This window comes from Mesorhizobium sp. WSM4815 (genome assembly GCF_055811575.1).
On the sequence record NZ_JBVVQS010000082.1, the window covers coordinates 37,058 to 60,005 of the forward strand.

The 22,948-nt window shown below is 63.3% G+C and carries 23 protein-coding genes; 8 read left to right on the plus strand and 15 right to left on the minus strand.

The genetic code is table 11. The features are described 5' to 3' along the window. Positions 1 to 39 precede the first annotated feature (39 nt). Positions 40 to 2,127, minus strand: a complete 2,088-nt coding sequence (gene uvrC, locus AC0L2B_RS07390; protein WP_473744777.1) for an excinuclease ABC subunit UvrC — start codon at positions 2,125 to 2,127, stop codon at positions 40 to 42. Continuing rightward, complete coding sequence (locus AC0L2B_RS07395) at positions 2,124 to 2,900, minus strand: SDR family oxidoreductase (protein WP_473744778.1); 777 nt, start codon at positions 2,898 to 2,900, stop codon at positions 2,124 to 2,126. Before AC0L2B_RS07395 ends, uvrC begins: the two co-directional genes overlap by 4 nt. A gap of 408 nt (positions 2,901 to 3,308) precedes the next feature. Here AC0L2B_RS07395 and AC0L2B_RS07400 point away from each other — a divergent pair, with 408 nt between their 5' ends. The 6 genes from AC0L2B_RS07400 (at position 3,309) to AC0L2B_RS07425 (ending at position 9,560) form a co-directional block, all read left to right on the plus strand. Beyond that, complete coding sequence (locus tag AC0L2B_RS07400) at positions 3,309 to 3,959, plus strand: outer membrane protein (RefSeq protein ID WP_091590581.1); 651 nt, start codon at positions 3,309 to 3,311, stop codon at positions 3,957 to 3,959. A gap of 280 nt (positions 3,960 to 4,239) precedes the next feature. Beyond that, the gene (locus AC0L2B_RS07405; RefSeq protein WP_473744779.1) at positions 4,240 to 5,178 is read left to right on the plus strand and encodes a sugar ABC transporter substrate-binding protein; all 939 of its coding nucleotides are present in this window, start codon (positions 4,240 to 4,242) and stop codon (positions 5,176 to 5,178) included. Between the two features lie 184 nt (positions 5,179 to 5,362). Then, the gene (locus AC0L2B_RS07410) at positions 5,363 to 6,301 is read left to right on the plus strand and encodes an ABC transporter permease (RefSeq protein WP_473744780.1); all 939 of its coding nucleotides are present in this window, start codon (positions 5,363 to 5,365) and stop codon (positions 6,299 to 6,301) included. Position 6,302: 1 nt separating this feature from the next. Then, the gene (locus tag AC0L2B_RS07415) at positions 6,303 to 7,097 is read left to right on the plus strand and encodes an ATP-binding cassette domain-containing protein (RefSeq protein WP_473510045.1); all 795 of its coding nucleotides are present in this window, start codon (positions 6,303 to 6,305) and stop codon (positions 7,095 to 7,097) included. Next, positions 7,094 to 8,053, plus strand: a complete 960-nt coding sequence (locus AC0L2B_RS07420) for a cyclase family protein (RefSeq protein WP_473510043.1) — start codon at positions 7,094 to 7,096, stop codon at positions 8,051 to 8,053. Before AC0L2B_RS07415 ends, AC0L2B_RS07420 begins: the two co-directional genes overlap by 4 nt. A 25-nt stretch (positions 8,054 to 8,078) precedes the next feature. Beyond that, on the plus strand, positions 8,079 to 9,560 hold the full coding sequence (locus AC0L2B_RS07425; protein ID WP_473744781.1) for an amidase: 1,482 nt from the start codon (positions 8,079 to 8,081) through the stop codon (positions 9,558 to 9,560). 55 nt (positions 9,561 to 9,615) lie between these two features. On the opposite strand, the gene AC0L2B_RS07430 is transcribed toward AC0L2B_RS07425, so the two are convergent. Beyond that, positions 9,616 to 10,887: an ROK family protein gene (locus AC0L2B_RS07430; RefSeq protein WP_473510089.1), complete on the minus strand. Its 1,272-nt coding sequence runs from the start codon at positions 10,885 to 10,887 to the stop codon at positions 9,616 to 9,618. 179 nt (positions 10,888 to 11,066) lie between these two features. Further along, positions 11,067 to 11,663, minus strand: a complete 597-nt coding sequence (locus AC0L2B_RS07435; protein ID WP_473744782.1) for a glutathione S-transferase family protein — start codon at positions 11,661 to 11,663, stop codon at positions 11,067 to 11,069. Positions 11,664 to 12,124: 461 nt separating this feature from the next. Here AC0L2B_RS07435 and AC0L2B_RS07440 point away from each other — a divergent pair, with 461 nt between their 5' ends. Then, entirely contained in the window at positions 12,125 to 12,679 is a 555-nt protein-coding gene (locus AC0L2B_RS07440) for a hypothetical protein (RefSeq protein ID WP_473744783.1), read from the plus strand. Between the two features lie 148 nt (positions 12,680 to 12,827). Here the strand turns inward: AC0L2B_RS07440 and AC0L2B_RS07445 are convergent, their stop codons facing one another. After that, positions 12,828 to 12,959 (minus strand): hypothetical protein, encoded by a 132-nt coding sequence (locus AC0L2B_RS07445; RefSeq protein WP_268931698.1) that lies wholly within the window; start codon positions 12,957 to 12,959, stop codon positions 12,828 to 12,830. Positions 12,960 to 13,100: 141 nt separating this feature from the next. Here AC0L2B_RS07445 and AC0L2B_RS07450 point away from each other — a divergent pair, with 141 nt between their 5' ends. After that, positions 13,101 to 13,439, plus strand: a complete 339-nt coding sequence (locus AC0L2B_RS07450; protein ID WP_287073975.1) for a transcriptional regulator — start codon at positions 13,101 to 13,103, stop codon at positions 13,437 to 13,439. Here AC0L2B_RS07450 and AC0L2B_RS07455 read toward each other — a convergent pair. The 10 genes from AC0L2B_RS07455 to AC0L2B_RS07500 all read right to left on the minus strand — a co-directional run bounded on the left by AC0L2B_RS07455 (position 13,409) and on the right by AC0L2B_RS07500 (position 22,827). Then, a complete protein-coding gene (locus tag AC0L2B_RS07455) occupies positions 13,409 to 13,861 on the minus strand; it encodes a hypothetical protein (RefSeq protein ID WP_091590577.1) in 453 nt (150 codons plus the stop codon). The genes AC0L2B_RS07450 and AC0L2B_RS07455 overlap by 31 nt on opposite strands. A 131-nt stretch (positions 13,862 to 13,992) precedes the next feature. Continuing rightward, the gene (locus AC0L2B_RS07460) at positions 13,993 to 14,835 is read right to left on the minus strand and encodes a 23S rRNA (adenine(2030)-N(6))-methyltransferase RlmJ (protein ID WP_473744784.1); all 843 of its coding nucleotides are present in this window, start codon (positions 14,833 to 14,835) and stop codon (positions 13,993 to 13,995) included. Beyond that, positions 14,832 to 15,452 (minus strand): hypothetical protein, encoded by a 621-nt coding sequence (locus AC0L2B_RS07465; RefSeq protein WP_287216688.1) that lies wholly within the window; start codon positions 15,450 to 15,452, stop codon positions 14,832 to 14,834. Before AC0L2B_RS07465 ends, AC0L2B_RS07460 begins: the two co-directional genes overlap by 4 nt. Before the next feature lie 257 nt (positions 15,453 to 15,709). After that, positions 15,710 to 16,810 carry an ABC transporter ATP-binding protein gene (locus tag AC0L2B_RS07470; RefSeq protein WP_473744785.1) on the minus strand — a complete coding sequence of 367 codons (1,101 nt, stop codon included), beginning with the start codon at positions 16,808 to 16,810 and terminating at the stop codon, positions 15,710 to 15,712. A 10-nt stretch (positions 16,811 to 16,820) separates the two neighbouring features. After that, positions 16,821 to 17,654: a carbohydrate ABC transporter permease gene (locus AC0L2B_RS07475; RefSeq protein WP_473744786.1), complete on the minus strand. Its 834-nt coding sequence runs from the start codon at positions 17,652 to 17,654 to the stop codon at positions 16,821 to 16,823. 13 nt (positions 17,655 to 17,667) lie between these two features. After that, the gene (locus AC0L2B_RS07480; protein WP_027152651.1) at positions 17,668 to 18,603 is read right to left on the minus strand and encodes a carbohydrate ABC transporter permease; all 936 of its coding nucleotides are present in this window, start codon (positions 18,601 to 18,603) and stop codon (positions 17,668 to 17,670) included. A gap of 119 nt (positions 18,604 to 18,722) precedes the next feature. Further along, entirely contained in the window at positions 18,723 to 19,982 is a 1,260-nt protein-coding gene (locus tag AC0L2B_RS07485; protein WP_023800684.1) for an ABC transporter substrate-binding protein, read from the minus strand. 27 nt (positions 19,983 to 20,009) lie between these two features. Next, on the minus strand, positions 20,010 to 21,185 hold the full coding sequence (locus tag AC0L2B_RS07490) for a PLP-dependent transferase (protein WP_473744787.1): 1,176 nt from the start codon (positions 21,183 to 21,185) through the stop codon (positions 20,010 to 20,012). After that, a complete protein-coding gene (locus AC0L2B_RS07495) occupies positions 21,182 to 21,916 on the minus strand; it encodes a FadR/GntR family transcriptional regulator (RefSeq protein WP_473744815.1) in 735 nt (244 codons plus the stop codon). Before AC0L2B_RS07495 ends, AC0L2B_RS07490 begins: the two co-directional genes overlap by 4 nt. A 230-nt stretch (positions 21,917 to 22,146) precedes the next feature. Continuing rightward, positions 22,147 to 22,827: a TetR/AcrR family transcriptional regulator gene (locus AC0L2B_RS07500; RefSeq protein ID WP_473510024.1), complete on the minus strand. Its 681-nt coding sequence runs from the start codon at positions 22,825 to 22,827 to the stop codon at positions 22,147 to 22,149. Positions 22,828 to 22,948 lie beyond the last annotated feature (121 nt).

Genomic DNA, 22,948 nt, shown 5'->3' on the forward strand with positions numbered 1-22,948 from the left:
ACAATCCGAGCATCCGGCATCTCGTTCGGGTCGCGCATCTCACTTCTCGTGAAAATGGTTATAGACCAGCTTGGCGACCTGCTCGGAAATGCCATCGACCTTGACCAGATCCTCGATCGCGGCGCGGCTGACCGCCTTGGCGGTGCCGAAATGCATGAGCAGCGCGCGCTTGCGACCGGGACCGATGCCGCTGATCTCGTCAAGCGGGCTCTTGACCATCTCCTTCTTGCGGCGGGCGCGGTGGGAGCCGATGGCGAAACGGTGGACCTCGTCGCGCAGCCGCTGAACGAAATAGAGCACGGGGTCGCGTACGGGGAGCGAAAACGGTGGCTTGCCCCTGACGAAGAAGCGTTCGCGGCCGGCGTCACGGTCCTGGCCCTTGGCGATGCCGATGGCCTGGACGCGGTCCTCGATGCCGAGGTCGGCCAGGATTTGTCGTACCGCCGTCATCTGGCCCTGGCCGCCATCGATGAGGATGACGTCTGGCCAGGCCGGGAAGCCGCCTGCATCCTCGATATCGTCGCCCTGTTCGGCCAGGATGTCGTCCGCCGCCTGTTCGCTCCGCGGCACATCGCCATGTTCCTTCAGGAGGCGGGAGAAACGCCGCTCCATCACCTCGCGCATCATGCCGAAATCGTCTCCCGGCGTGATCTCGGTCGAGCGGATGTTGAATTTCCGGTACTGGTTCTTCACGAAGCCTTCCGGCCCGGCGACCACCATGGCGCCGACGGCGTTGGTGCCCATGATGTGGGAGTTGTCGTAGACCTCGATGCGCACCGGCGCTTTCTTCAGGCCGAAAGTCTCGGCGAAACCGGTGAGCAACCGCCCGTGCGTCGAGGTCTCGGCCAGCCGGCGGCCGAGCGCCTCACGGGCATTCTGCAGGGCGTTGTCGGTCAAATCCTTTTTCTCGCCGCGCTGCGGCACCGAGATCGCCACCTTGCGACCCGCGCGGGTGGAGAGCGCCTCAGCCAGCAATTCCTGGTCCTCGACATCGTGCGACAACAGGATGGTGCGCGGCGTCGGCTTGTCGTCATAGAATTGCGCCAGGAACGAGCCCAGCACCTCGGCCGCCTCCATCGCCGGATCGGCCTTGGGGAAATAGGCGCGGTTGCCCCAGTTCTGGCCGGTGCGGAAGAAGAAGACCTGGATGCAGACCTGGCCGCCTTCCTGATGGATGGCGAAGACATCGGCCTCGTCGACGGTCTGCGGGTTGATGCCCTGATGGCTCTGCACATGCGACAACGCCGCCAGCCGGTCGCGATAGATTGCGGCGCGCTCGAAATCGAGATTCTCCGCGGCCTGCTGCATGGCGGCGGAGATGTCGGTCTTCACCTTCTGGCTGCGGCCGGACAGGAAGTCCTTCGCCTCGGCGACCAGCCTGGCATAGTCACTGTGCGAGATTTCGCCGGTGCACGGGCCGGCGCATCGCTTGATCTGGAACAGCAGGCACGGCCGGGTGCGGTTCTCGTAGAAGGAGTTGGTGCAACTCCTGAGCAGGAAGGCGCGCTGCAGCGAGTTGATGGTGCGGCCGACGGCGCCGGCCGAGGCGAAGGGGCCGAAATAGTCGCCCTTGCGCGAGCGCGCGCCGCGATGCTTGTAGATGCCGGGCGAGACATGATCGCCGGTCAAAAGGATGTAGGGAAACGACTTGTCGTCCCGCATCAGCACATTGAAACGCGGCCGCAAGCGCTTGATAAGGTTGGCTTCCAGCAGCAGCGCTTCGATCTCGGTGCGGGTGACGACGAACTCCATCGTCGCCGTCTCGCGCACCATGCGGCCGATGCGGCTGGTGTGGAAGCGGCCTTGTGCGTAATTGGTCACCCGCTTCTTCAGGCTGCGCGCCTTGCCGACATAGAGCACGTCGCCTGCGGCATTCATCATGCGGTAGACGCCGGGCGCGTTGGGCAGCCGTTTGACCAGCGTCTGGATGACTTCGGCGCCGATCATGCCGTCGGAATCGCCGGCATGCGGCGTCCAATCGATGGCGGTGAAGGCGACATCAGGGCCACCGGAACCGCGCGTTGACGGTTCGACGATCTCCTCCGCCGCCTCGTCCTCGAGGTCGACATCGGGCGGCAGGTCGTCGGCGGCGCCGCCGCGTTTGTGTTTCTGGTCCATGGGACTCATTCGACAATGCCTGTCACATCGGGCGTCTGCCATGCAAGGTGCTGGCCGCCGTCGAGCGCGATCATCTGGCCGGTGACCGAGCTTGCGCCCCAGAGATAGCGGATGGTGGCGCCGAATTCAGGCAATTCCGGGCCGCGCTTCAGGATCAGGCCGTCGACCTGCGCGGCAAAGTCGCTGTCTTGCTGACGCGCGCTCCTCAGCGTCGGGCCGGGACCGATGGCATTGACGCGAATGCGGGGTGCCAGCGCCTGCGCCATCATCTGCGTCTGCGTCCACAATGTCGATTTCGACAGCGCATAGGAGAAATAGCGGGGCGTCGGGCGCCAGACGCGCTGGTCGATCATATTGACGATCAGCCCTTCCTCGCCTTCCGGCAGCGCGCGGGCGAATTGCTGCGCCAAAAATGCCGGCGCCTTCACGTGGATGGCGAAGTGACGGTCCCAGGCAAGCCAGTCGACGTCCTGAACCGTATCGTCCACGAACAGCGACGCATTGTTGACCAGCAGTGTAACAGGCCCGAGCGCGGCTTCGGCGCGGCCAACGAGGTCCTCGACCGCGGCAATGTCGGTCAGGTCGGCGGCGACCGCAGCAGCGCGGCCACCCTGGCCAAAATGACCGCCGTTGATCCGCGCGGCCAATGCTTCCGCCTCGGCCCGCGAGCGGCTGCAATGGATGGCGACGGCAAAACCGTTCGCGGCGAGATCCTCGACGATCGCCTTGCCGATCCGCTGGCCCCCGCCCGTCACCAGCGCCGTTCCAGCGGCCTTGCTCATCCTGTCAATCCTCAATGGGGCTCGATTTTGAGCCAGCCGGCAAAATATGGCCGGCGAAGCGTTAAATGCCGTTCGGACCTTGGGCAGCATTGTGGCAAAGCGGCCGGATCGGTCTTTCGACTGTGGCCGGGACTCGGCCTGCCAGCCGCAATATAGGACTACGGACCCCTTGCTCCAAGCGTCGTCCAGCGCGGCACGGCTAAGCCTCCTGACACCATCTGTTGCGCGGATGCAACGTCAAAGTTCGGCCTTATTCGTGCCAGGTAATGACCCAAGTTCAGGTTCGCTTCAGCCGTATTTTGACACGACATTCGGAACCGTTGAGCGCCAGACCCGTTTTTCCCCCCGGCGGGTTGAGGGCGCTTGTGAAAAGCAAGCCTGTGCCTGTGGCTTAAGGAGTAAAGAACAATGCAAGCCAATCTTAAATTTGCGCGACCGCTGGCGGTGGCGTTCGGGCTCTTCGCCCTCGGCGGAACCGCCTATGCTGCTGACGTCATCGCGGAAGAGCCGCCGGCCCCCGCCCCGATCGCCGAACTTCCGGTCGCTTCCTGGGCCGGTCCCTATGCCGGTGTGAGCGTTGGCTACGGCTTCAGCGGTCACGCCGATGCCGAGGATATCGGCACTGACGTCGACACCGATGGTTTTGTCGGCGGCGTCTTCGGCGGCTATCAGTGGCAGGCGGAGAACTTCGTCTACGGTGCTGAAGCCGATATCGGCTATAGCGGCATCGAGGGCGACGATGGCGGCGTCGAGGCCAAGGGCGGCTTCGAAGGCTCGCTGCGCGCCCGCCTCGGCTACGCCGTCACCCCGGAAATCCTGCTCTACGGCACCGCCGGTGGCGCGCTCAAGAACCAGGAGATCGAAGCGCTCGGCGCCAGTGACGAAAACACCATGCTCGGCTGGACGGCCGGCGTCGGTACCGACATCAAGATCACCGACAATGTGTTCGGCCGTGTCGAGTATCGCTACACCGACTTCGGCGACAAGGACTTTGATGGTATCGGCAAGGTCAAGTCGACCGACAACCGCGTCACCTTCGGCGTCGGTATGAAGTTCTAAAATCGTCCAAGCCACGACACGAAAAAGCCGGGCCTCGTGCCCGGCTTTTTTTTGCCTTTGGGCGACGTCTGCCCTTTTTGACGTCCACCCTCTTTCCGCGACAACTCGCCGCGCTCCGTCTTCCTTCCTAACCCCAACCAAATTAGCCGTTGCTCCCTATCAAGGCTTATGACTATAGTTAGTACGTGGCTCGCACGAACAAACATTTCGATCTGTGACGACCCGTTCAGCCGAGGCTGAGAAGGTCAGCTGTGGGCAGGAACACTCGGTCAAAAGGGGAATGCATGTGAACCGCTTTCAGAAATTCTCCGCCGCGGGGCTCGTCGCGGCATCCTTCGTACCGGCGGCGCTTGCCGCTGATGACAAGCTGACGATCGGCATCGTCACCTTCTCGACCTCCGATGTCGACACCAACCAGATGGTCGACACCATGACCAAGGAAGCCCGGTCCAAAGGCTGGACGGTGGAAACGCTCAATGCCAATGGCGATCCTTCGCAGGCGATCACCAGCATCAAGCAGCTGGCGACCAAGAAGGTGAACGCCATCATTGTCACCGTATTCGATTCGACTGGCCTCGCTGCCGGGCTCCAGGCCGCAGCGGACGCAAAGATTCCGGTGCTTTCGGCCGGCGGCGGCATGGCCGACGGTATCGCGCTGTCGGCAAGCACCGGTGCCGCGCCGCCGCTGCTCGACTTGATGCTGAAGGACATCGGCAACACGGGGACCCTGCTCAACCTCACCTATCACCCCGGCATTCCGTGCCGGGAGCGCGCCGACGCCTTCGATGCGGCGGTCAAGGCGAATCCGGGGCTCAAGGCGACCTCGCACGAGATCAGCATCCCAGGCGCCGCCGAATCCTCGCAGGCCGCGACCAGCGCCTGGCTCGCCGCCAATGCCAACGCCAAAGGGCCGTTCGCCATCTTCAACTGCTATGACGACAACGCCATGGGGGCGATCGCGGCGCTGAAGCAGAATGGCCGCAGCGACGTGAAGGTCTATTCGTTCAACGCCACGGCGCCCGCCGTCCAGGCGGTCAAGGACGGGACGATGACCGCCACGCTCGGCGTCGACCTGACTTCGGCCGGCAAGATGCTGATCGACCAGATCCCCGACATCTTGTCGGCCGGCGACCAGTGGCAGCCTAAATCCTTCGTGCCGGGCTACACGCTCGTCACCAAGGACAATGTCGACCAGTTCATGAAGAACAATCCGCAGTGAGCTTCTGTAGATTGACGATCCGGCCAGGCTTGCCCGGCCGGATCGGAGCCCCATCATGAGAGCCGCGATGTCAGCTGACCATTCCCTGCCCGAAACTCCCGTTCCGGCAGACACGCCTCGTGTTTCATCGACAACGCATGCCTTGTATCCATCGCCCAGCGCCCGCGATCGGCGCGCGCTGCTGATGCGCCTTCTCGGGACCTACGGCACCATCATCGTGCTGGCATCGATGCTGCTGATCTTCTCGGTGCTGCAGCCGGCGACCTTCGCAACAATCGGAAATTTCCGCAACATCATCAATGACATGGCGATCGGCACCATCGTCGCGGCCGGCCTCACCGTGCCGCTCGTGGCCGGCGATTTCGATCTCAGCATCGGCTATGTCGCGAGTTTCTCCGGGCTGCTTGTGGTCGGCCTATTGAGCAGCAGCGGGCTGCCGATCCCGCTCGCCATCGTCCTCGTCGTCGGCCTCGGCACCATCATCGGTATTGTCAACGGTATCGTCGTTTCCAAGATCGGCGTGAACGCCTTCATCGCCACGCTTGGCACCGGCACGATCGTCGTCGGACTGAACTACGCCTATTCGGGCGGGATTCCGATGCAGCTCACCCAGTCGCGCGAATTCACCAACATCGCCATCGGCCGGATCGCCGGGGTGCCGCATCTGGTCATCATCATGGCCTTCGTATTGGTGCTGCTGTGGATGATCCTCAACCGCACGGTGCAGGGCCAGCATATCAAGGCGATCGGCGTCAGCCCGGAATCGGCGCGCCGCGCCGGCGTCGCCGTCGACCGCAGCCGCATCGTCGCCTTCGCCATCGCCAGCACGTGCGCAGCAATAGGCGGCGTGCTGATGGCTTCCAATCTAGGGTCCGGACAGGTGACGGCCGGTGACGGCTTCATGCTGACTTCGTTCTCGGCCGCCTTCCTCGGTTCGGCGGCGCTCAGGGAGGGTCAGTTCCACATCCTCGGCACCTTGATCGGCGTGCTGACGGTCGCCGTCGGCAACAATGGTCTGGCCATGATCGGCGCGCCGATCTTCACCCAGTTCCTGTTCACCGGCTGCCTGCTCGTTGTCGCCGTGGCGCTCGGCGGCATCGGCCGCCGCTACGGGAGGGGGTAGGATGGCCCAGGCTATGCTGCTCGGCCTGCGCCGGATTAGCCGCAGCTTCGGCGGTATACAGGCGCTCGACAATGTTTCGCTGGACATCGCCAAAGGCGACGTCATCGGCCTCGTCGGCGACAATGGTGCCGGCAAGTCGACGCTGATCAAGGTCCTGGCCGGCGCCCACGATCCGACTTCCGGCGATGTCATCCTCGAAGGCCGGCCGCAAAAATTGTCGCCACCGGCCGAGGCGCAACGCCTCGGCATCGAGACGGTCTATCAGGACCTGTCGCTGATCGGCACCTTCACCGCGGCCGAGAACTTTTTCCTCGGCCGCGAGATCGCGTTTGGCCGCGGTCCGGCGCTATTGCGCTGGATCCGCCGCAAATCGATGGGCGATACCGCGATGCGGGGCCTTGAGGAACTCAACATCGACATCCCCGGCATACGCAGCAAGCCGGTCGACCGCATGTCTGGCGGCCAGCGCCAATTGGTGGCGATCGCGCGCGGCGCCTTCTGGGGCCATAAGTTGCTGCTGCTGGACGAACCGACGGCGGCGCTAGGCGTGCGCGAATCCCGCGAGGTGCTCGACCTCATCAAGCGGCTCGGTGCCCAAGGGCTGACGATCGTCATGGTCACGCACAATCTCGATCACCTCTGGCAGGTGTGCAACCGCGTGGTGGTGATGCGCAGGGGCCGCAAAGCCGCCGACCTCGCGAGTTCCGCCACCAGTATGGAAGACGTCGTCGCCTACATCACCGGCGCCAAGGAGCCGATGACACCCCGTCCAGCGACCACGGAATCGGGAGCATGAGCGGGCCCGACACGATAACGCTGCGACGGCTGCTGGCCGATGCGCCCAATCGCTGGGGCCATTGGGGCGCCGACGACGAGATCGGTGCGCTCAACTATCTGACATCAGACGAGGTCAAGCGCGGCCTGGCCACGGTGCGGCACGGCCGCACCTTCACGCTCGGCGTGCCGGTCGCGACCCAGGAAGGCGACGCCGTGTTTCCCGGCCGCTGGCCGGCGAAGCATTTCATGGTCGCCGACAAGGCCGGTTTCGAGAACGGCCATTGGCAGCCGCTCGCCGGCGGGCTCGAATTCGCCGACGACTATATCACCGGTTTCGCACAGGCCGGCACGCATTGCGACGCGCTCGGCCACATGTGGTTCGACGACACGCTGTGGAACGGCTTTGCCGCAAGCAGCACCAACGGCGGTATGACCAAGGCCGGCATCATGCCGATCGCCGAGCGCGGCATCGTCGGCCGCGGCGTGCTGCTAGACATGGCCCGCTTCCGCGGCAAACCGACGCTGGATCGTGCCGAGACGTTCACCCATTGCGACCTGATGGAATGCGCGCAGGCGCAAGGCGTCGACATCCTGCCGCGCAGCATTCTTCTCGTCCGCACCGGCTGGGTCGGCGCGCTGGCCGCGGGACACCAGGCGATCGGTGAAGGATATTGGGAGCCCGGCCTGACCTTCAGCCTCGACCTCGTGCGCTGGTTCGATGAGATGCAGATCCCTTGCCTGGTCACCGACACGCTGGCCAATGAGACAACCTACGAGCCCGAGACCGGGCTGATGCTGGTGCTGCACGCGGCGCTGATGCGCAATCTGGGCGTCGTGTTCACCGAAATGGCATCGCTCGACGCGCTGGCCACCGACTGCGCCTTAGACCGCCGTTACGAAGGCTTCTACTGCGCCAGCCCGGCGAAGGTGAGCAAGGGAACGGGCGGCTCCGCAAATCCAGTGTTCATCAAATAGAACCCAACAAGACGGAATGGCTTTCATGACTTCTGCCGACGACCTGACGCAGCTCTGTTTCCTGCCGGCCACGGAACTGGCCGCACGCATCCGGCGCCGCGACGTGTCGCCGGTCGAGGTGACCGAGGCCTATCTGCGCCGCATAGAAGCGCGCAACCCGGTCGTCAACGCCTACACGCTAGTTCTCGGCGACCAGGCGATGGACGCCGCGCGTGGCGCCGAGAAGGCGGTGATGACCGGCGGCCCTCTCGGCCCGCTGCATGGCGTGCCGGTCGGCATCAAGGATCTCGACGACGTCGCCGGGGTGCCGACCTCAATGGCGTCGCTGGCGGTGCAGGACCGGGTCCCGAAAAACAGCGCGGCAGCGGTCGAGCGCCTGCTCAATGCCGGCGCCATCGTGCTCGGCAAGACCAACACGCCGGAGTTCGGCCACAAGGGCATCACCGACAATTTGCGCTTCGGGCCGACCAGCACGCCATGGGCGACCGGCTATAATTCCGGCGGCTCGTCGGGCGGCAGCGCGGCAGCAGTGGCCGACGGCATGGCGGCGCTGGCGCAAGGCACGGATGGCGGCGGCTCGGTGCGCATCCCGGCCTCGTTCAGCGGCACCGTCGGCTTCAAGCCCTCCTTCGGTCGCATCCCTTCGGTGACGCGCCCCGACGGGTTCCTGTGGGGGCATCCGCTTGTCCATATTGGACCGCTTGCCCGCACCGTTGCGGACGCCGCGCTGATGACCAAGATCATGGCCGGGCCGCACAGCCGCGACCCGTTCAGCCTGCCCAATGATGGCGTGGACTATGTCGGCTCCGTGCAAGCCCCGGCACGGAAGCTGCGCGTCGCCTACAGCCCGCGCCTCGGCAACTTTCCGGTCGACGCTGAGGTCGCCGCTGTCATTGCCAGCGCGGTCGAGGTCATGCGGCAGCACGGCGTCGACGTCGATGAGGTCGAGCTCGATTTCAAAGCCGACCACAAGGAACTGGCGGCGCTCTGGGTGCGCACAATCTCGATCCACTATGCGGCAATCGCCGTGTACTGGAAACAGGAAGGTATCGACCTGATGGGCGAGCACGCCGCGGTGCTGACCCCGCAATTCCGCGCCATGCTGGAAGGCGCCTACAAGGTGTCCGCCGTCGACCATGCGCTCGACGATCGTTTGCGCACCGGCGTCCATGACGGCCTCGAGGATGTGTTCGAGACCCATGACCTGATCGTCTCGCCAACGCTGGCCATTCCGCCGGTCAGGAACGCCACCGACGGCAACACGATCGGGCCGACATCGATCGGTGGCGAGGCGGTCGATCCGTTGATCGGCTGGTGCATGACCTACCCGATCAACTACACCGGCCATCCCGCGATCTCGGTTCCAGCCGGCCTGACAGCACAGGGCCTGCCGGTCGGCCTGCAGATCATCGGGCAGCGGCACGCCGACGAGAGCGTGCTGGCCATGGCAGCGCGATTCGAACGCATGCAGCCCTGGTTCCAAAGCTATCCAGGGCTAGCAGGGTAGTAGACGTGGCATTGGCTTCCCCTTCTCCTTGTGCTTCTTGTGGGAGAAGGTGGGCCTAGATCGGAAGCTGCAGCAGTTCGGAGATCACCAGTCCGGCGGCGCCCAAAAGCGCGGCCCCATCGCCTGCATCGCCAGCGATGAGCTCGATCGCGCCACCCGGGCGCGCGGGAACCATGGCACGGACATGATCCGCTATCGCGCCCAGCAGACGGTCGCCGCCGAGCACGACATCGCCATGCAGGATGAAGATGTTGGGCGCCACCGTCTGCTGCAGATTGGCGATGCCGACGGCGACGTTGCGTGCATAGCGATCGAGCAGCTCGGCCGCCCCCGGCAATCGGCGCGCCGCCATGTCGACGAGACGTGTCGAATCGATCAGTTCGGGCTCCGGCAGGGCCGCGCCGGCGGCCTCGCGCCTGAGCCAGCTCAACGTGGCGATGGTGTCCCAGCAGCCGCGCCTGCCACAGCGGCAGAGCTCGCCGTCGAGCTGTACAAAGGTGTGGCCGAGTTCGCCCCCAGCGCCTGCCGTGCCGCGGTAGAGGTGGCCGTCGAAATAGAGCGCGCCGCCCAGAACCTCGCCGGTGTAAACGACCGCGAACTGCCTGACGCCGCGCCCGGCGCCGAACCAGCGGTCGCCGACCAGCAAGGCGCGCGGATGGTGGTCGAGCTTGACAGGCAGGCCGAAACGCCGACCAAGCTCGTCGGCGAGCGGATAGCGGTCGAGCGCCGGCGCGAGATTGATAGTGACGATCGATCCGCGATCCGTATCGACCATGCCGCCGACGGCAACACCGATGCCGAAGGGCGTGCGTCGTGCCTTGGCCAGCGTGTCGCCGACGCATTCGGCGATCGTCTCGATGATCGGCCCGATCGGCCCCTTGCCGTCCGGCAGCGCCATCTTGCGTTCCGATTCGATATTGCCGTCGAGCGTCGCTACGCAGGCATGGACGGCGTCAGGCATCAGCAGCACGCCGCAGATCGGACGGGCATTGGGCGAGAACCACAGCGGCCGCGCCGGCTTGCCGCCGCCGGGATTGGCCGGGATAGGGTCGCTCTCCACCAGCACCTGGTCGTCGATCAGCGGCTGCACGATGCCGGAAATGGTGGTGCGGTTGACGCCGGCAAGCCGCGCCAGCTCGGCACGGCTGGTTGGCCCGAGATCGAACAGAGCCTGCAGCACGCGGCCGCGATTCGTCGAGCCGACCATCGAGGAGGACAGCAGCGCCTTGCGCTGGCGCAGAGGCCGAGCCGCCACCGAGCTATCGCCGGGCCGCGTGAACAGGGCACTGCGCCCGCCATTCGGACCGATATCGTCGGTGTTATCCATCTCAGGGTTTTTCACACGGGCTCCTGGCAGCCCTCTCTAGCCCAGGATCTCGCGAGTTTCGAGAACTTTGTACGGGAAGGCAACAAACTCATTGTAAGGAGTGTGGTAGAGGAACCGCCGATCCCCCCTTGCAGGGAGATTGGCCGTCGCCAAGCTCTAATGCCGAAAAAACCCTGCCCTCAAGCCGGAACCGCTGGCTTCAGCTCGGGAAACTTCTCGTCGAATCGCGTTGCCCAGCGGACCAGCCTGCTGCGGCCCTTTTCCCATTTTCCGGCAAAGCGCAGTGAGAGATAGCCAAGGCAGGCGCGCAGCGCCAGCTGGCCGGCGGTGATCTTCTTTGGCAGTTTTGGCGGATTGGCGTTGAGCAGATCGAGCGCGCTGGTGATCTTCGCCCACTGGCGGTCAAGCCACGGCTGATAGACCATATCCTCGGGGCGCGTGCGCCGCTCATAGACCATCGACAGCGCGCAGTCGCAGATGCCGTCGGCCAGCGCTTCAAGCACTTCCGCCTCGAGGCGCTTGTCGGGATTGCGCGGAAACAGCGCGTTCTTCGACATGCGATTGAGGTGCTGGGTAATGGCGCGGCTATCGTGGATCGAGCGGCCGTCGTCGAGCACCAGCACCGGGATCTTGCCGAGTGGATTGGCGTCGATCAGCTCAGCCGGTTTGTCTTCGGTTTTTATCGGCACGAGCTCGACGGCGATGCCGGCATAAAGCGCGGCCATGCGCACTTTGGAACTATAGGGTGACGTGGACGCGTAGAGCAGTCTGGGCATGATCGGGTTCCTGTTTGCCGAGTACAGAGCATGGACGCGCAAAGGACGCTGTAGCACTTTGAATTTGCGTGTGATCCATTTCCGCGACACTGTTGGCCGGACATCCCGACATGATCAACAGCCCACAGGCGGAAAAACCGGGCGCCACGGCGAACGACCGTCCTCTTCCATGATCCGCAGGCAGATGAGCGGTACAGTTCCAGCCTGAGAGCATCTGAACAGGTCAGACGGGTTCGAAACCGAGCCAACTCGGTGCACCAAGAATTTCTCTCCGGGCACAGAGAAATGCCCCACCGGACTTCGCCATAAGGCGAAGTCCGGTGGGAGCTGCGAAAAGCTGTCTTCACCTCCGCCTCTGTTGCTGCCCGAGCACTGACCCTGCGAGCGAGGCGCCTATCCGGCACCCGCCCCTCAACCGTCCTCAGCACTGTCCTCCGCGAGCGAAGAAGCGCGACTACTTCTTGGCCTTCGCGGTCGCGGCCTTCGCCTTTGGTTTGGCCGCAGGCGCTGCTTTCTTCACCGCTACCGAAGACTTCGCTGCCGCCGCTTTCTTTGCCGGCGCAGCCTTCTTGGCCGGTGCAGTCTTGGCAGGCGCAGTCTTGGCAGGCGCAGCTTTCTTCGCTGCGGGCTTGGCCGCGGCCTTTGCAGCCGGCTTCTTGGCCGGCGCTGCTTTTGCCTTGGCGGGCGCAGCCTTGGCCGGTGCTGCTTTCTTCACTGCCGGTTTTGCCGCAGCCTTCGCAGCCGGTTTCTTGGCGGGCGCTGCTTTTGCCTTGGCCGCGGCGGCCTTCGGGTTGGCAGCAGGTGCTGCTTTCTTCACAGCGGCTGCGGCCTTTGCCGCCACTGCCTTTACTGGTGCTTTCTTTGCCGGTGCCTGCTTTGCCGGTGACTTGGATGCCGGCGCTTTGGATGACTGTTTAGCCATATCATGCCCCTTAGTTGTGCCGACGGCCGTTAATGACCCGGCGCGTAATGCATATCTGACTCGCGCTTGTCTAGCCAGCGAAGCATCATCATGATTTTTTCAGTTTAAGTTTTGGTTACAGGCGACACACGCTCGTGCTGATTTCGCAAAATGCCGTTGCTGCTCTTCGATCTTTGCGGACGGTTTGCGACAGACATTCTGCGCGCTTTGCCGGAACCAATCCCACTACAAAGCGCTGAAGCTTAGCAAGCCTTTTTTGTTCGTTGATCGTCGACCGACACCACCATGACGGCTGCTTCATCGATCTCATCTTCTTGTTCTAGCAGGCGATCTACACAAGCTGCAAAAGCAAAGCGCGGCAATTCCGCTGCCATGATTTGTCCGCGGTTGACAGATTACTCTATTTGGCAGAGTATTCTGAATCATCTGGAAGAGCGCATGTCATTCGCGCAATATCGGGCGGCGCTGTCCCAGATCAGTGAGACTGAACGCCGGACACCACAGCAGGCCCGATAATGGCTGCCGACGAAATCATCCACCAGAGCGTGCGGCTCAGGATCATGGCGGCGCTGAATTCTCTGGAACGGCGCGAAGCGCTGGAATTCACCCGATTGAAGCTCATCGTCAATGCGACCGACGGCAATCTCGGCGCGCATATCGATACGCTTGCCACGGCGGGCTATGTCGATGTCGAGAAGCTGTTTGTCGGACGTCGACCGCAGACGCGGGTCAGGGCGACGTCAATCGGACGGCGCGCCTTTCGCGGTCACGCCGCTTTCCTTCGCGCCATCCTCGATGAGGCGGAGCAGCCCGGCAAACGCGTTCAGCGCAGGACGCGGCAGCGGCCGTTGTAGACCATCCAGCGGTCGAAGCCCGCGACGCAGAATTCGACATTATCGCCGATCGAGGCAAAGCCCTGCCCTTCCTCGATCAGATACCAGATGGTGCGGGCGTGGCCGTCGGACAGGCTGACGGTGGCGCCGCAATAGCGGCGGCCGATCGGCCAGGTTTCGTTGGCTGGCAGATAGCGATTCTGGTGGATGCCCTGGAAATCGACAATCGCGACGTCGGGCAGATTCGGCACGTGGTGCACCTGGTAGGAGAAGCGGCTGGTGATCTTGTTCAGCACCCAGGCCTCACCGCAAACACCGCTGTCTTCTTCGGTATAGACGGCAAGGTCGGCCGCCTTTGCTGGCTGGGTGACAGAGAGGGACGTGCCGAGCGGCGTGCAAAGCGCTATCAGTGCGGCAAGGGCGGATTGGGCGAAGCGAGTCATGGCAGCCTCTTATGGTCGACTGCGCGCACTGTGCGGATTCGCTTGCGCGCGGTCAAGCGGTTGTAGCGACAATGGTTTCCTAGTTTGAAATCGCCTTCAACCAGGACAGGCGCGCGGATAGCTCTGCCGCCCTACGCCGCCAGCCATTCCAGCGTCCAGTGCGCCGGTTTTTCAATGACAAGCAAATTGTGCAAAGCCGGCAGCAGCGTGCGCAATTCGCCCTCCAGCGTGAACGGCGGGTTGACCACCACCATGCCGCTGCCGTCAAGGCTGGGCTCGGCCGACGGCGGCCTGATCTCGAAGCCGATGTCGAGCAGCTTCGGGACACCTGACTGCGCCAGCGCCTTGCGGAATGCGGCGACCGCCTTGCGGTCCTTGACCGGATACCATAACGCATAGACACCGCCGGGCCAGCGCTTGTGGGCTTTGCGCAGCCCATCGACGAGGCGGTCGAATTCGCCCTCCTCCTCGAAGGGCGGATCGACCAGCACGAGGCCGCGCTTTTCCTTCGGCGGCAGATGCGCGCCGAGTGCCAGCCAGCCGTCGAGCTCGATCACCCGGGTCTGGAAATCGCCTTGGAACAGCGCCCTCAGCTTCGCGGCGTCCTGGCGATGCAACTCGATCGCCGACAGCCGGTCCTGCTTGCGCATGAGATGACGCGCGATCAGCGGTGAGCCCGGATACTTTTTCACGCCGCCTTCAGGATTGAGCGAACGGACGGCTTCCAGATAAGGCGCGAGCAGCGCTGCCGCCGGTGCGTCAAGCGCGGCATCGACCAGTCGGCCGATACCGCCTTGCCATTCACCGGTCTTTTGCGCTTCAGTCGACGACAGGTCGTAGCGGCCGATGCCGGCATGGGTGTCGATGACGCGAAAGGCCTTGTTCTGCTTCAGATATTCGACGAGCCGGCTCAGCACGACATGCTTGACGACATCGGCGAAGTTTCCGGCGTGATAGGCGTGGCGGTAATTCACGATCTAGTTCGACCCCTGCCCCAGCGTGGCGGTGGCGGCTGCGAGTTCGGATTTTGCGGCCGGCGGCCGCCGAAACGCAACGCCAACAGCAGCCCGATCAGGCCGGCCGCTATCAGCGAGAAGCCGACCGGCCGCGCCCGGCGATCGATCTCGCCGACGCCGGAACGCAGCACGAGGTCCACCGCCCGCATCTCGATGCCTTCGGCGTCGCCCGGGCCGATGGTGAAGAGGTGCGGGCCAGGGCTGACCTTCGCGATCAGGCCGGCTTCGTCGCGAAAGATCTTGTCCGGCAGTTGCGGGCTGACCTGGCGCGGATTTTCCGAATGGTTGAATTGCAGCGTCGAGGCGAGCACGGTCCTGCCGCCGGTGGCGGCGGTCAGCGTCAGCACGGTGCGGTGTTGCGAGACGACGATGCGTTCGGTTCTCGCGGTGAGGTCGACCAGCACCCGCACCGGCGCGTCGCGAGCGGCCAGCGGCACCGTCGCCGGCTTGAACCGGCCCTGTTCGTAAACCCGCCAGGTGCCGATCTCACGGCCGGAGAAATTGGTCATCGCCCAGGGATAGACGACGCCGATGCCGATGCCGGCGAGCAGGATCAGAAGAAACAGAAAGCGCATGCGCTCGACTACCTTGCCTGCTTTTGTTTGACCATGATCTCGTCCGAAAATCGGTTCCCACTTTTGTTTCGCTGACATTCGGTTCGGAATCATGGTCTAGCGCCGCCGTGGCGCGTTCCATCCCGTCCCAAAGCCATGTCGAGGCCGAGATCAAATGTCGTATCGAATTCGGCGGTGCCAAGATAGACAATAGCATCGGACCCAAAGGTGGGAACCGGTGGGAGAATCCGAATGATCTGAGCGCCCGATAAGGACGATCAGCCCTTCCCCTTCTGGAGGCTCGTTTCCAATGCGCGCATTCCAGTCTCGTCGAACAAATGCAGATGTTGCGGCGGGAAAGCCACCGTCACCGTCGGGCCAGCCGTCAGCGCCGCCCTGTCCAGCGTGAAGACGTTGAATGGCAGGCCATGCAGGCCGAGATGCAGGATGATGCCGAAGCCGGTCGGCTCGATCAGGTCGACCGTCGCCCTCAGGCGGCTCTCCGATGCCGGCGACATCTCGACATGCTCCGGCCGGATGCCGAGCGTCACCGCAGCGCCTTCCTCCAGTTGATAGGCTGACGAAAGCCCAATCAACGTTCCATCGGGCAATCGTGCGCCGGCCGTGCCTGCGCCGACCTCATAGCGCGCCGACAGAAAATTCATCGCCGGCGATCCGATGAAGCCGGCGACGAACAGGTTGGCAGGGCGGTCGTAAAGCTCCAGCGGACTGCCGACCTGCTGCACCACGCCCTCATGCATGGCGACGATCCGGTCGGCCAGTGTCATCGCCTCGATCTGGTCGTGAGTGACATAGATCGAGGTCGCGCCGAGATCGCGGTGCAGCTTCTTGATCTCTGCCCGCATCTGCTCACGCAAGCGCGCATCGAGATTGGACAGCGGCTCGTCGAACAGAAATGCCTTGGGCTGTCGCACGATCGCGCGGCCCATCGCCACGCGCTGGCGCTGACCGCCCGACAGTGCCTTCGGCCGCCGCGCAAGCAGCGGCTGCAGCTCAAGCTTCCTGGCTGCATTGCTGACGGCGGCCGTGATCTTCTCGCGAGCAGCCTTCCGGATGCGCAGGCCGTAGCTCATGTTCTCGGCGACATTCATGTGCGGATAGAGCGCGTAGGACTGGAACACCATGGCGATGTCGCGGTCCTTGGGCGCCCGCTCATTGACGCGCATGCCGTCGATCCGGATCTCACCTTCGGTCACCTCCTCGAGCCCGGCGATCATGCGCAGCAGCGTGCTCTTGCCGCAGCCCGACGGTCCCACCAGCACCACGAACTCGCCGTTCTCTATCGACAGGTCGACGCCATGCAGCACGGAGACGACGCCGAAATTCTTGCGGACGTTGCGGATGTCGATCGATGCCATTGAACCTCACTCAGCCCTTGACCGCGCCGGCCGTCAGGCCCTGGACCAGATAGCGCTGGATGAACAGGAAGAAGAGGCAGGCCGGGATCAGCGCCAGCACGCCGGCCGCCATCATCTGCCCGAAATCGACCGAAAACTTCGACACGAAGGTGAGCAGACCGACCGGAAACGTGGCGGCGCTGTTGCCCGAAATCAGCATCAGCGCGAACAGCAGTTCGCTCCATGCGGCGGTGAATACAAAACCCAGCGTCGCCGCAATGCCGGGCAGCGTCAGCGGCAGGACGATCTGCCGAAACGCCATGAACTGCGTGGCGCCATCGATCCTGGCCGCCTCCTCCAACTCCTTGGGAATGCCGTCGAAAAACGACTGCATCAGGAACGTCGCGAAGGGGATGTTGAAGGCGGTGTAGACGACCACCAGCCCGGTCAGGCTGTTGGTCAGCCCGAGTGGCGAGAGCATCTTGAAGATCGGCGCGACCAGCATCACCAATGGAAACATCTGGGTGAGCAGCATCAGCGCGACCAGCCAGTATTTGCCGCGGAAGGTGAAGCGCGACAGCGCATAGCCGGAGAGAGACGCAAGCAGCGTCACGATCACGGCCGTCGCGCCGGCAACGATCATGCTGTTCCTGAAGAAGACCGGGAATGCGCTGTGGGCCAGCACGAAGCGGAAATGTTCAAAGCTCATCCGTGACGGCCACATGCGCACGCCCTCGGAATAGAGCAGGTCGTTCGGCGTGACCGATACTTTCAACAGCCAGAACAGCGGGAACAGTGCAAAGAGGACGTAGCAGAGGATCGCCAGGCGGTGCAGCGCGGTGCCGAAGGTCGAATAGCTGTTCATCTGGTCATCCCGATCAGGCCCGATCCATCAGGACTTGCCGCAGCATGACGATCAGCATCGAATAGGCGAGCAACAGGACGAGCAGCACCAGCGCAATGGCCGAGGCATAGCCGAAATCCAGGGCCCTGAAGGCTTGCGTGAAGATGTAGCTCGCGACGATCTGGGTGCGGTCGGCAGGCCCGCCGCTGGTCATGACGATGATCAGGTCGGCGAAGTTCGAGATCCAGACGGTGCGCAACAGCACGGTGATCGCAATGGTCGGCGCAAGGAACGGCAAGGTGATCGACGTGAACCGCCTGAATGCCCCGGCGCCGTCGATCGCCGCCGCCTCGTAGAGGTCGCGCGGGATGGCCTGGAGCGCGGCCAGCAGCGTGATGGCGAAGAAGGGAATGCCCCACCAGACGTTGGCGATGATCGGTCCCCACATGGCAAGCTGCGGATTGGAAAGGATGTTGGCCGGTTCATTCATGAGGCCGAGCGCATAAAGCCAATGCGGCAGCGGTCCGATGACGGGGTTGAACAGCCACGCCCAGTTGAGCCCAGTGAGGAAAGTCGGTACCGCCCAGGGCAGGAACACCAGCGCCTGCGCTATGGCGCGGCCGGCGAACGGCCGGTCGAGCAACAGCGCCAGGATCAGGCCGAACACGAATTGCAGCAAGACGGACGCGCCGGTCCACCACAGCGTGTTGCGCAGCGCCCGATAGAAATTGTCGTCGTCATAAAGGGTGCGAAAATGATCGAGCCCGACATAGCCGCCGGAGAAGGGGTTGAGCAAGTGCACGTCGCGGAAGGCATAGGACAGGCCTAGCACCAGCGGCGCCAGCATGATGGTGACGATCAGAATCAGCGCCGGGGCGGTGTAAAGATATGGCTCGGCATGGCGCGTGATCCGGTCGACCAGCGACCGGCGGCGCGATTCGGGGAACCCGGCGGTGGCGTCAAAGACCATCAGCTAACGCTTTCGCTCCAATTGGCCATCCGCCCAATCGACCCTTCTTCCAATTGACCATGGACGAGACGTATCGGAGCCACCCGCGATGGGCGGCTCCGATGCCTGGCGTCCGCCGTTTATTTCTTGGCCAGGTACTTCTGCTGCGCCTTGGTCAGATAGTCGGCCCACTGGTTGGCCATTTCCTCTGGCGTGATATCGCCAAGCAGTGCCTGTTGACTGGTCTTGATGACCATCGAGTCCTTGAAGAAGGCGAACTCCTCGAGATAGGTCGGCATGACCGTTGGCACCGCATCCTTGTCCTCGAGTTCAGCGAACCAGCCCTTGAACTGCTCGCTTGCGTAGAAGGGATCCTTTTCGGCCGACTTGTGGACCGGCAGCGCTCCGGTGCGCTTGTTCCACTCGACATTGCCCTCGGGCCCTTCGAGCGTTTCGATCAGCTTCCAGGAGAGGTCCTTGTTCTGGCTGGCCGCCATCATCGACCAACCGGCATAGCCGATGGTCGGGAACGTCTTGCCGCTCGGCCCCTTCGGCATGGTCGTGACGCCGTAGTCTTCCGGCTTCATCCGCTCGGCTATCGCGATCAGCGCGTCTGGATCCTGATCAAGCATTGCGCAGGTGCCGGTGTAGAATCCCGCGACGATTTCGTTAAATCCCCAGTTGACGCTGTCCTTCGGCGCCAATCCCTTCTTATACAGATCGACGACCCAGGTCAGTCCCTTGACCCAGCCCTCGCTGTTCATGGTCGAGGTGCCGTCCTCATTGAAGAACTCGTTGGAGCCGGCCATGGTTGCGCCGAACATGATCCAGCCGTTGAGGCCACCCGGCCCGCCGCGCAGGCAGTAGCCATATTTGCCTGGAAGCTTGGATACTTTCTCCGATGCCGCCACGAACTCGTCCATTGTCTTGGGCGGCTCGGTGACACCAGCCTCCTTGAACAGCTTCTTGTTGTAGAACATCGCCCGCAGATAGAAGCCGTAGGGCAGCATGTAGGCGGTGTTGTTCACGTCGCGGCCGAGTTCGAGCGCGCGATCGGTGAGGCCCGAGGTGTGCTCCCATTTGGCCAGATAGGGTTCGAGGCTTTCGAGAAGGCCGTTGTTGGCATAGAGCGACAGCCAGGTGTCCGGCATCTCCATGACGTCGGGGATTTCGCCGGCAGACACCATGGTCGCGAATTTCTGGAACGCCTCGCCCCAGGGCAGCGAGATCACCTCGACCTTGGTGCCCGGGTTGGCCGCCTCGAATTTGGCGACGATCGACTTCAGGGTTTCGGTACGCTCGGGGCTGGTGATCACCTCCACGAGCTTCAGCGTCGTGTCGGCGAGTGCAGCACCCGACATCAGTACGGTGGCGAATGCGGCGATAAGAAGCTTCTTCATTTTCCGTTCCCTTCTTGTCTGGTTGCTTCAGGTCTTTTCTTCAGAAGCGGCGTCGATCGCCGTTTCCAGGTCACTCCACAGCGCCTCGGTTCCCTCGAGGCCGACATGGAGACGCACGGACCGCGGATGGACGCCGAACGCCATCGCGGAATTGGGTTGGGCCTTCTGCTGCAGCACGACCTCGCCGGGCACAATGAGGCTTTCGTGGCCGCCCCACGACACGCCCAGCTTGAACAGCTTGAGGCGGTCGGCAAAGGTGCGGATGTCGATGCCGTCGCGGAAGACAAATGAGAACAGGCCCGACGTGCCGGTGAGCCCCGCGGGAAGCAGGTTGGCCAACCCTGGATGGCAGACCCTCTCAACGATTGGATGATCCCGCAGGCGCCGTGCGATTTCGAGGCCGGTGGCCTGATGAGCGCGCATCCGGATCGGCAGTGTGCGCAAGCCGCGAATCAAGAGCCAGGCATCGAATGGCGACAGCTTGCCGCCGAGATATGGATAGGCTTCGCCGCGGATGCGGCCGATCAATTCCTTCGAGCCCGCGACCACGCCGGCCACCACGTCGCTGTGACCGCCCAGGTACTTGGATGCGGAGTGGACCACAACGTCGACGCCGAGCGACAGCGGCCGCTGAAAGACCGGGCTGGCCCAGCTGTTATCGATGATGGTCGGGATGCCGCGGGACTTTGCCAGCGCAGCGAGCGCACCGATGTCATGCGTTTCCATGACCCAGCTGGTCGGGCTTTCCATATAGAACAGCTTGGCGCCAGGCAGGGCGCTCGCGACAGCCGCCTCGTCGCGCCCATCGACATAGGTCACCTCGATGCGCATGCGCGCGAGCAACGTCCCGAACAGTCTGAACGCGTCCGGGTAGATATGCCTGACCGCGACAATGCGGTCTCCCGGTTCGACGAAGCTCAGCACTGCCGACGAGATGGCGGACATGCCGCTTGCAAAACCGATCGCGTCCTCGGCGCCCTCCAGCTTTGCCAGCATTTCCTCGAACATGCGCACCGTCGGGTTCAGCCCGCGCGTGTAGGTCGGCCGCACTTTTTCGCCGCGGTATGTTTCGAGCATCTCGTCATAATTCGAGAAGGTGAAGAGCGAGGTCTGCACGATCGGCGGGACGACGGCATCGAAGGCGTTGCCCTCGTCATGGGCGGCGATCAGCGAGGCCTGGTCGAAAAAATCCGGGCCATTCATTTCGACATTTCCTCGATATCCTCTTCCACGATCTCGAGGATCTTCAGCGTTTTTCCGCGCGCCAGCTCCGCGTCCCCGGCGACGATGGCATCGAACAGCTCACGGTGATACGGGAACGATCGCCGCGCGAAATCCTGCCGGTCGAAAGGATGGTCCCAGAAGCGCTCGAACGCTTCGCGCATCTGCCCCAGGAGCTGCCGGAAAAGCGGGTTGTGCGTGGCATCGTAGACCGCCAGGTGAAAGGCCAGGTCTTCCGGCCCCGACGTGCCGGTGGCGAGATGGACGCGCTCCATCTCGATGAGTTTTTCCTCGATCGTCCGCAGATCGTCGACTGTCCGCCGCCGCGCCGCAACCATGCTTGCCTCGGCCTCGATGCCGCGGCGCACCTCGAGGGTATGCAAGAGACCGTCGCGCAGCTCAGCCGTATTGAGCGACAGCGGCAAATGGATCGTGCCGGCGGATATCGGCTTGAGCAGATAGGTGCCGCTGCCTTTGCGGGTCTCGGTGACGCCGAGCGCTTCGAAACGCCCCATCGCCTCGCGAATTGTCGAACGCCCCACGGAAAGCGCGGCCATCAATTCGCGTTCGGTCGGAAGCCGGTCACCGCTCTTCAGCGCAGCGCGCTCGACATAATCAGCCAGCGCTTCCATGACTTGTTTGCCGCGGTCCAACGGCGGGAGCGTGGCGATTGCCACACGCGTGGCAGGTGCCCCGGGCAGTTCGTCGCGCATACGCATGGGTACCTACGCCCAAAATTGGTCTGACATCTTAGCAGTTTTGCGCGCCACCGGCCTTTCGTCAAGTGGCCTCGGCAGTGCAGAGGTTGCATTTCGGCTCACACCCATTGCGGAACCCTGGACGTTGCCGCGTCTTCTGCGACCTTGCAAAAATCAGCTGCAAAACTGTGACTTTAATCAGCGATTTTGCGACAGTCGCTTTCAGCCAAAGCTACCGTTCAGCCTCATTTTGGAGAGAGGCCATCGAGCAGGAAGCCGAGGCCATTCCTGAAAGCGCCGTCCCAATCATTGTCCAACAGCAGACGAGAGCGTTCGATTGTCGGATAACGTTCGCTGAGACGTGTAAGGCGCTGCTGCGCAGCGGCCCTGTCGTCGTCCGAGAGGTCGAAGCTCGCCCGGGTGATGGTGGCGCCCATCACATAGTTCCAGAGCGACCATATCGCAACGTTCACATCTGCGTCCGCAACGCCGGCTCTGGACAACGTCTTGCTCAGCAGTTCCAAGCGACCGAGGATGTTCGGGCCGAGCGCCCGGCGCGGCAACAGCGTTGCCGACCAAGGGTGGCGCAGCATGCTGGCGCGCCAGTCTTCGAGCACATGAACGACTTCTCCGCGCCAGTCTTGAGCTATTTGCGGCGGTCCGCGATATTCAAGCACCGAGTCGAGCGCCAGATCAAAGACATCCTCTTTGTTGTCGACGTGCCAATATAGGCTCATCACGCCCGAGCCGAGGCGATCGGCCAGCCGACGCATCGTCAATCCGTCGACTCCTTGAGCGTCAAGCAGTTCCACCGCGGTCGCCACGATACGTTCCCGAGAGAGCGGCGGTTCACTGCGCGGCTCCTGCAAGGGCTGGAGCCGCTCATTTATCCCTCGTTTGCTCCGGCCGCTGCGTTTGGCCGCCATCCGTCTTCCTCGCTGTTCAGAACGTCGATTTTGACCGGCAACGCGAACGGATGTCGATCTGAACGATTGACTCGTACGGCGTACCATACGATGACTCGTACGTCGCACGAGTCATCGTATG

What these genes read in the sequence shown, in the direction of transcription:
- AC0L2B_RS07465 (WP_287216688.1), bottom strand. Translation starts at nt 15,452, where the DNA reads ATGCGCTTTCTGTTTCTTCTGATCCTGCTCGCCGGCATCGGCATCGGC.
- AC0L2B_RS07450 (WP_287073975.1), top strand. Translation starts at nt 13,101, where the DNA reads ATGGCTGCCGACGAAATCATCCACCAGAGCGTGCGGCTCAGGATCATG.
- AC0L2B_RS07490 (WP_473744787.1), bottom strand. Translation starts at nt 21,185, where the DNA reads ATGAATGGCCCGGATTTTTTCGACCAGGCCTCGCTGATCGCCGCCCAT.
- uvrC (WP_473744777.1), bottom strand. Translation starts at nt 2,127, where the DNA reads ATGAGTCCCATGGACCAGAAACACAAACGCGGCGGCGCCGCCGACGAC.
- AC0L2B_RS07455 (WP_091590577.1), bottom strand. Translation starts at nt 13,861, where the DNA reads ATGACTCGCTTCGCCCAATCCGCCCTTGCCGCACTGATAGCGCTTTGC.
- AC0L2B_RS07445 (WP_268931698.1), bottom strand. Translation starts at nt 12,959, where the DNA reads ATGGCAGCGGAATTGCCGCGCTTTGCTTTTGCAGCTTGTGTAGATCGC.
- AC0L2B_RS07435 (WP_473744782.1), bottom strand. Translation starts at nt 11,663, where the DNA reads ATGCCCAGACTGCTCTACGCGTCCACGTCACCCTATAGTTCCAAAGTG.
- AC0L2B_RS07400 (WP_091590581.1), top strand. Translation starts at nt 3,309, where the DNA reads ATGCAAGCCAATCTTAAATTTGCGCGACCGCTGGCGGTGGCGTTCGGG.
- AC0L2B_RS07425 (WP_473744781.1), top strand. Translation starts at nt 8,079, where the DNA reads ATGACTTCTGCCGACGACCTGACGCAGCTCTGTTTCCTGCCGGCCACG.
- AC0L2B_RS07410 (WP_473744780.1), top strand. Translation starts at nt 5,363, where the DNA reads ATGCGCCTTCTCGGGACCTACGGCACCATCATCGTGCTGGCATCGATG.
- AC0L2B_RS07475 (WP_473744786.1), bottom strand. Translation starts at nt 17,654, where the DNA reads ATGAACAGCTATTCGACCTTCGGCACCGCGCTGCACCGCCTGGCGATC.
- AC0L2B_RS07395 (WP_473744778.1), bottom strand. Translation starts at nt 2,900, where the DNA reads ATGAGCAAGGCCGCTGGAACGGCGCTGGTGACGGGCGGGGGCCAGCGG.
- AC0L2B_RS07480 (WP_027152651.1), bottom strand. Translation starts at nt 18,603, where the DNA reads ATGGTCTTTGACGCCACCGCCGGGTTCCCCGAATCGCGCCGCCGGTCG.
- AC0L2B_RS07485 (WP_023800684.1), bottom strand. Translation starts at nt 19,982, where the DNA reads ATGAAGAAGCTTCTTATCGCCGCATTCGCCACCGTACTGATGTCGGGT.
- AC0L2B_RS07405 (WP_473744779.1), top strand. Translation starts at nt 4,240, where the DNA reads ATGCATGTGAACCGCTTTCAGAAATTCTCCGCCGCGGGGCTCGTCGCG.
- AC0L2B_RS07430 (WP_473510089.1), bottom strand. Translation starts at nt 10,887, where the DNA reads ATGGATAACACCGACGATATCGGTCCGAATGGCGGGCGCAGTGCCCTG.
- AC0L2B_RS07500 (WP_473510024.1), bottom strand. Translation starts at nt 22,827, where the DNA reads ATGGCGGCCAAACGCAGCGGCCGGAGCAAACGAGGGATAAATGAGCGG.
- AC0L2B_RS07495 (WP_473744815.1), bottom strand. Translation starts at nt 21,916, where the DNA reads ATGCGCGACGAACTGCCCGGGGCACCTGCCACGCGTGTGGCAATCGCC.
- AC0L2B_RS07470 (WP_473744785.1), bottom strand. Translation starts at nt 16,810, where the DNA reads ATGGCATCGATCGACATCCGCAACGTCCGCAAGAATTTCGGCGTCGTC.
- AC0L2B_RS07415 (WP_473510045.1), top strand. Translation starts at nt 6,303, where the DNA reads ATGGCCCAGGCTATGCTGCTCGGCCTGCGCCGGATTAGCCGCAGCTTC.
- AC0L2B_RS07420 (WP_473510043.1), top strand. Translation starts at nt 7,094, where the DNA reads ATGAGCGGGCCCGACACGATAACGCTGCGACGGCTGCTGGCCGATGCG.